Below are 6,243 nucleotides of genomic sequence, written 5' to 3' on the forward strand. Positions count from 1 at the left end.
AGGCTAGAAGCACTGACTTAACCAAATACGTCTGTTTAACTTCTAACGACAGAAGCTCTAAACTGGAAAGCACCTAGAGGTGTCATGAACGTCTTAACGTAGTCCATATAGGACTGAAGCTGGCTATCTATCCAGTGAATGTCCTAGTTGTCTAGTGTCCACTGTTTGGTTGATAGCGCACAACTATGATTGAACTTTTAGCCGCCCTTTCTGCTGCTGCTGCGGTAGGAGTGGGGAGAATTGCCCTACCCCTACTGTTGATTGGGCTGTTACAGAACGAGCTTTGGTCTAAAGTACCAATTTTATCTCAGATTCATCCACAAGTCCTTGTAGGAGTCCTCACCAGTTGGTCGTTCTTGGAACTGGTTGCTTCCAAAAAGCTATTGGGACAGCGGATACTGCAAACGGTTGAATTATTGTTCAGCCCGATTGTGGGAGCAATGATGGGGATTACTATTGCCGAAGTTAAGGACTTAGCTGCTTGGTTAATCCCATTAATTGGGATAACTGGTGGTTTATTAGCTTTAGTACTACAGCTAGTTCAAGTCGGCTGGTTTTTTAGACTGCGGGGTTTGCCCCTATGGTTGGTGTTTGCCCAAGACGGTTTATGCATAGCCCTTGTTTTTTTCGCTTTTGATGCCCCCAGACAGGGAGGATTAATTGCCTTATTTTTACTATGGCTAGCTGTCCGCAGTTCGAGTGATTGGTATCAGTGGTACTGGCAACAGCGGCGTCAAAAGGAATTTTAGATTTTGCTAATTGCTAATGGCTAATTGCTAATTGCTAATTGCTCTTTGTTGACTGTAAGCTGGCAAAAAAGCCTTTTTACTATTACCCATTAGCCATTAGCCATTAGCCATTAGCCATTAGCCATTAGCCATTAGCCATTAGCCATTAGCTGATTTGGCTAAATCTGGAAATACTTCTCGGACTGCTGGATGAACTAGCTGGTGGTTTTGAACGTTTAACCCTTTGCCTAAAGCAGGTTCCATTTCTAATGCTTTTATGCCGTAATTAGCCAACTTGAGGACATAGGGTAGAGTACTGTTATTCAGTGCCTGCGTTGCCGTCCAAGGGACTGCTCCCGGCATATTGGGGACGCCGTAATGCACGACGCCTTCCTCGATGTAGGTGGGGTTGGTGTGGGATGTGGGATGCATGGTTTCGATACAACCACCCTGATCGACTGCTACATCGACGATTACCGATCCGGGACGCATTTTTTGCACAAATGCTCGCGTAACTAGGATCGGCGCGCGGCGTGCGGGGACTAAAACCGCACCGATGAGCAAGTCGGTATCTGGAACGAGTGCTTCGATCGTGGTAGGGTTGCTGTAAAGTAGTTCGACTCTGGAGCCAAATAGGGTTTCCAGATATGCCAAACGATCCACGTTTACGTCTAAAATCTCGACTCTGGCACCCATACCGACGGCAATGCGAGCAGCTTCCGTCCCGACAACGCCGCCGCCTAAAATCGTCACTTTTCCAGGACTAACACCGGGAACGCCGCCTAAAAGCACGCCGCGTCCTCCTTGCTGGCGTTCTAGAAACCGGGCGCCAAATTGCACCGCTAGGCGTCCGGCGATGATGCTCATGGGGGTGAGGAGGGGGAGTTTGCCGTCTGGCAGTTCTACGGTTTCGTAAGCGATCGCCGTCACGCCACAATCGATCAGATGCTCGGTAAGGCTGCGAACTGCTGCCAGGTGCAGGTATGTAAATAATAACTGCCCTTTTTGCAGAAACTGATACTCTGGAGCGAGCGGTTCTTTTACCTTCACTACCAGTTCTCGGTTCCAAGCATCCGCTGCTGTAGGGACAATTTCCGCCCCTGCCTGGATATAATCTTCATCGCTAAAACCAGCACCGACACCGGCACTTGTTTCTACTTTGATTGAATGTCCGCGATCGTGCAGCACCCTCACGCTGGAAGGACTCAACCCAACCCGAAACTCTTGATCCTTTGTTTCTTTCGGAACGCCAATTTCCATCTGTAACCTCTACCAAACCCCTACTTCTAGCTTAAGACCGATTTCTTTTAGGTGGCAGACAAGGGGGAATCCGGGAGCAGGAGAGCAGGGGAGCTTCAGGAGAATGCAAATTCCCCTCTTCCCCCTTTTCCCCTTTTCCCCCTTTTCCCCCTTTTCCCCACCTTGCCTGTACAATAAATGTTGTAAAGAATTGTAAATAGGCGAGGCTAAGTAAACCCCAAGAGGACAGGTAAAACTTAACACCCGCCAGTGCCTCTTGTCGGTAGCTTAACCGACCAAATTAGTTAATTTTGTGGAGAGGGCTTTAAAAATGGCACAAGGATTTCAACCAACGACTAAACCGCAACCAACCGTCACTCCTAAACTGGAAGAGCCGAAGTTTGGTTTCAACGAGTACGCAGAGCGATTAAATGGTAGAGCAGCGATGATCGGCTTTGCGCTGACTTTGCTGATCGAATATGTCACTGGACAAGGCGTGCTATCCTGGCTGGGGTTAAATTAGCGCCATACGCAAAGAAACCGGGTTTCTATAAGAGATCGCAGCAAGAAACCCGGTTTCTAGGTCGCCCAAGTACAAGGCAGTATTATATTGTTGATCAGCCCCCTAAGGGTTGATAGGCGTTTCATCCTAGCGGCAGAGGTTGCTGGGGTTTTCGCCTTTTTTTGCAAGCGCTAAGATTGAATCAAAACGAGAGTAGAATTAACGCTGATGAATGCTGCATTTGTTCGGATTTTAAGGTCAGCCTACCGCAAAGAACCGATTTCGAGTTTTATTTTGATTGTGGGAGCAGTTGATGCTGTAATAGGTGGAGTCGGCGATCGCGGGTCTTTACTCGCCTTCGGAATCGGCACGGTAGGGTTAGCGATCGTGCTGCGTTGGTTGATAATGGGGCGCCACACCGAGGAAACACCCGCCGAGGCTCCTCAATATTATCTACCACCCCAACCAAATCGCCCTCCCCTCCCCACCTTGAACGCTTCTAATAAGAAAAATCGTCCTTACTAACAAGCAGATGTTAGATTTTAGATTTCAGATTTAATCCCAATCTAAAATCTGCAATCTGCAATCTGCAATTTGCAATTCTACTGCCCTATAACCCATGACCCATATTGTTGCAGGCAAGCTGCTCAAAATTGGCGAAGTGGCGCACAAAAGCGGGTTGCCGGTGAAGACTATACGGTATTATGAAGACCTTGGGCTGCTATCGCCAGTGGTAGCACGCTCCGAGTCTGGTTATCGGTTGTTTCAGATGGGGGTAATGAAGCGGCTGGATTTTATCAAGCGATCGCAGGCGCTAGGGCTGAAATTAAGCGAAATTAAACTAATTTTAGAGACATACGACCGGGGTCAGCTACCCTGCGGGGAAGTTAAGCAAATACTGGAAGGGAAAGTACAAGCGATCGCCGCACAAATTGCCGCACTGGAAATGCTGCAACACCAGTTGCAAACTTTACTCTCTGACTGGCAAGAAAAACCCCCAAAACATCGCCAAGCTAGTACAATTTGTCCGAACATTCAATCTGAGACGGGATGAAACGCTTCGCTTTTTGGGTAATATTTGTAACTGTTTTTATCAGTATAACTACGAGCGCGGCACTGAGTCAGCGATCGCCATTGACCAACGGAACCACCGAAGAGTCGCCCCCGGTTGTCGTTCCCACCTTGCCCAGGGCTAGACCCTGGCAAGATGTAAAACTGCTACACACCCTGCAATACGCCCATTGGGGTCCCGTATGGTCTTTGACCTTCAGTCGAGATGGAAACTTTCTTGCCAGCGGCGGTGGCGAAATTGACAACAGGATCAGGATATGGAACCCCAAAACGGGTAAAAGAAGAAGTTCCTTCCAGGCGCACAGCATCCGCGTCATGGGACTTGCCTTTACTCCCGATAGTCGCACCATCGCCAGCGGTAGCGATGACAAGAATATAATTTTTTGGAACGTCAAAGATGGCAAGTTAATCCGTAGATTTATCGATCCGATCACCAACATTCTTTCCCTGGCAATTACACCAGATGGCGAAACTTTAATCAGCGGCGGTTTGGACGGAATTAGACTTTGGGAAATCAAGACGCAACGACTGCTTTACACGCTTGCACCTTTAGCACAACCGATGGTTTACTCACTTGCAGTAAGTCCAAATCAACCCTTATTTGTCAGTGGCGGAAGGGCAGGCGTTGTGCAATTGTGGAATATTACCAACGGTCAATCAATTGGTATTATTGGCAGGCACGAAGGTGCGATTAGTTCTGTCGCATTTAGTCCAGATGGAGACAGCATAGTTAGTGCTAGCTACGACCACACAGTTAAAGTTTGGAATTTATCAACAAGAAGGTCTTTCACCCTGACTGGACATAATAACGTAGTCAACGCTGTTGCAGTTAATCCCGATGGGCGAACTTTAGCGAGTGCAGGAAGAGATGGAGTGAGATTGTGGGATATCAGAACCGGACAGCAAATTGGTGCAATTCCCGGTTATTCAGATTGGGTACAAACACTTGCTTTTAGTCCCGATGGGCAATTACTAGCGACTGGCGGATACGATGGAACGATTCGGATTTGGCAGGCAGTGTATTAAATTGGCTAATGGCTAATTGCTAATTGCTAATTGGTAAGAGGTAGAAGATTATCTATTTCTTTCTTCTTCTTTCTTCCTTCGCGTTTTTCGTGTCTTCGCGGTTTATTAAATTAGTAAATAAACCTGGGTGAGTGGGAGCGCAATACATCTTAAAAAAATAGAGGAGGGAATTAATTTTCCCTCCCCTTGAATTTTTCTTGCCTTCGCCGTTGGACTCTTCTTTGAGCTTCTTGAGCAACATCTTTTGCTGCTTCTTCAGTTGTCTTGCTCTTGCCGATCCGCCTCTGCCTTTGTCGTTCTTGCCTTCGCGGCGGGGAGACTCCCAGCGCTTGAGTAGTCGAGCCATTGTTTTTACCTTTTTATTCACTTATTACAAGTGTAACACAACTCGACTAAAGCTGCAATATTAAGCGGTACGGATATCACCCCAATCTGAAATATTCTCACTCCATACCGAAACTGACCGAGACAACAGCGGTGATATCTTTTTCCAGGGAAGTTGTATCGTAAACGCCGGAATCGCTGACTTCAGTTGAGTATCTGGGAGTAATTTGAAAAACGCCGGTTCTGGCGTTGCGAATGGCGCCGACGCGGTTGCCGGTGCTGCTGGCGATCGCTTCTGCACGCGCCTTGGCATCTTTTGTTGCTTCGGCTAACATTTCTACGCGCACTTGAGCCAATTGAGTGTATAAATATTCCGGTGGATTTGATTGCAGGGGAATCCCTTCATTAATCAAATCGTTTGCTTGACGGGAAAGTGCCGTAATTTGATCGACTTGATCCGAACGAACTTCTAAGCGCTGGACGACTCGGTAAGCGAGTGTGTTTCCAGATTCGCGACCATTGGGTAAAATTTCTGGGACAGAAGAAGTTTCAATGGAAGTGAAGCTAATTGCCTCATTCGCAACTTTCTTTTGTTTCAAATAACTTTGGATTCTAGCGTTATAGCGCTTAGTTTCCTGATAAGCTGCTGCCAAAGTTGGTTGCTGACTCGATACCGAAGCACGCCAGATAATATAGTCTGAACGAATAGGTCTTTTAGCCGAACCCGTAACGGTGAGGACATCGTTAGCGCTTTTAACCTCTCGAATCGCGCCAGCACCGATAAAAGAACCGATCACAATAGCAGCAGATAAAGCAAATAATCCCCCAAAGAGTTGAGGGAAACGGTTCAATACAGAATCTCCGTTCATCGTTTTTATTTAGGGTGATGGTCTATTGATTGCCACAATGGGGAGGAAGGGGATTTCGGACAAGACTTGCGTAAAGAAACCGGGTTTCTATGAAGAAACCCGGTTTCTGGTTTCGGTTGGACAAACATGCGGACGATTAAAATCGCGCCTACACAAACAAAACCTGCCTACGCAGGTTGCAAAACTTTGTATTTTTTTCAGTCCGCGCAGGCGGACTTTGTTTGTGTAGCCCCACCCTTGCAGGGTGAGAGATTTCGGACAAAAATGCGGACGATTAAAATCGCGCCTACACAAACAAAACCTGCCTTCGCGGGTTTCAAAACTTTGAATAGACCTCTTGCAAAAGCCCCTTCAAACGGAAATCTATGGCGGGGCACAATGCCCCCCCCCCACAAAATTTTTTGTTTTTTGGGGGGGGCAAAATAACCCCCCCACCAAAATTTTTTAGAAAAAAAACCCAACCAAAAAAAAGAAACAAAAAAAA

8 protein-coding genes are annotated in these 6,243 nt (G+C 47.1%); 5 read left to right on the forward strand and 3 right to left on the reverse strand.

The genetic code is table 11. The annotated features are described in order from the left end of the window. Positions 1-185: 185 nt before the first annotated feature. The gene (locus ACE1CM_RS00820; protein WP_374875502.1) at positions 186-749 is read left to right on the forward strand and encodes a DUF4126 domain-containing protein; all 564 of its coding nucleotides are present in this window, start codon (positions 186-188) and stop codon (positions 747-749) included. Positions 750-887: 138 nt separating this feature from the next. On the opposite strand, the gene ald is transcribed toward ACE1CM_RS00820, so the two are convergent. After that, complete coding sequence (gene ald / locus ACE1CM_RS00825) at positions 888-1,988, reverse strand: alanine dehydrogenase (protein WP_374875503.1); 1,101 nt, start codon at positions 1,986-1,988, stop codon at positions 888-890. A 310-nt stretch (positions 1,989-2,298) separates the two neighbouring features. Here ald and ACE1CM_RS00830 point away from each other — a divergent pair, with 310 nt between their 5' ends. From ACE1CM_RS00830 to ACE1CM_RS00845, 4 genes are all read left to right on the forward strand, one after another. After that, positions 2,299-2,490 (forward strand): hypothetical protein, encoded by a 192-nt coding sequence (locus ACE1CM_RS00830; protein WP_374875504.1) that lies wholly within the window; start codon positions 2,299-2,301, stop codon positions 2,488-2,490. Positions 2,491-2,697: 207 nt separating this feature from the next. Beyond that, the gene (locus tag ACE1CM_RS00835) at positions 2,698-2,994 is read left to right on the forward strand and encodes a hypothetical protein (protein WP_374875505.1); all 297 of its coding nucleotides are present in this window, start codon (positions 2,698-2,700) and stop codon (positions 2,992-2,994) included. A 94-nt stretch (positions 2,995-3,088) separates the two neighbouring features. Continuing rightward, complete coding sequence (locus tag ACE1CM_RS00840) at positions 3,089-3,523, forward strand: heavy metal-responsive transcriptional regulator (protein WP_374875506.1); 435 nt, start codon at positions 3,089-3,091, stop codon at positions 3,521-3,523. After that, positions 3,520-4,566 (forward strand): WD40 repeat domain-containing protein, encoded by a 1,047-nt coding sequence (locus tag ACE1CM_RS00845; protein ID WP_374875507.1) that lies wholly within the window; start codon positions 3,520-3,522, stop codon positions 4,564-4,566. The genes ACE1CM_RS00840 and ACE1CM_RS00845 overlap by 4 nt, the downstream gene beginning before the upstream one ends. 52 nt (positions 4,567-4,618) lie before the next feature. Here the strand turns inward: ACE1CM_RS00845 and ACE1CM_RS00850 are convergent, their stop codons facing one another. After that, positions 4,619-4,912: a hypothetical protein gene (locus ACE1CM_RS00850; RefSeq protein WP_374875508.1), complete on the reverse strand. Its 294-nt coding sequence runs from the start codon at positions 4,910-4,912 to the stop codon at positions 4,619-4,621. 97 nt (positions 4,913-5,009) lie between these two features. Continuing rightward, positions 5,010-5,759 (reverse strand): SIMPL domain-containing protein, encoded by a 750-nt coding sequence (locus ACE1CM_RS00855; RefSeq protein ID WP_374875509.1) that lies wholly within the window; start codon positions 5,757-5,759, stop codon positions 5,010-5,012. Positions 5,760-6,243 lie beyond the last annotated feature (484 nt).

It is taken from the genome of Microseira sp. BLCC-F43, from assembly GCF_041929235.1.
Classification (GTDB): Bacteria; Cyanobacteriota; Cyanobacteriia; order Cyanobacteriales; family Aerosakkonemataceae; genus Microseira.

Coding starts and splice junctions, on each gene's coding strand:
- ACE1CM_RS00820 (WP_374875502.1), top strand. CDS start 186: ATGATTGAACTTTTAGCCGCCCTTTCTGCTGCTGCTGCGGTAGGAGTG.
- ACE1CM_RS00850 (WP_374875508.1), bottom strand. CDS start 4,912: ATGGCTCGACTACTCAAGCGCTGGGAGTCTCCCCGCCGCGAAGGCAAG.
- ACE1CM_RS00830 (WP_374875504.1), top strand. CDS start 2,299: ATGGCACAAGGATTTCAACCAACGACTAAACCGCAACCAACCGTCACT.
- ACE1CM_RS00840 (WP_374875506.1), top strand. CDS start 3,089: ATGACCCATATTGTTGCAGGCAAGCTGCTCAAAATTGGCGAAGTGGCG.
- ACE1CM_RS00855 (WP_374875509.1), bottom strand. CDS start 5,759: ATGAACGGAGATTCTGTATTGAACCGTTTCCCTCAACTCTTTGGGGGA.
- ACE1CM_RS00845 (WP_374875507.1), top strand. CDS start 3,520: ATGAAACGCTTCGCTTTTTGGGTAATATTTGTAACTGTTTTTATCAGT.
- ald (WP_374875503.1), bottom strand. CDS start 1,988: ATGGAAATTGGCGTTCCGAAAGAAACAAAGGATCAAGAGTTTCGGGTT.
- ACE1CM_RS00835 (WP_374875505.1), top strand. CDS start 2,698: ATGAATGCTGCATTTGTTCGGATTTTAAGGTCAGCCTACCGCAAAGAA.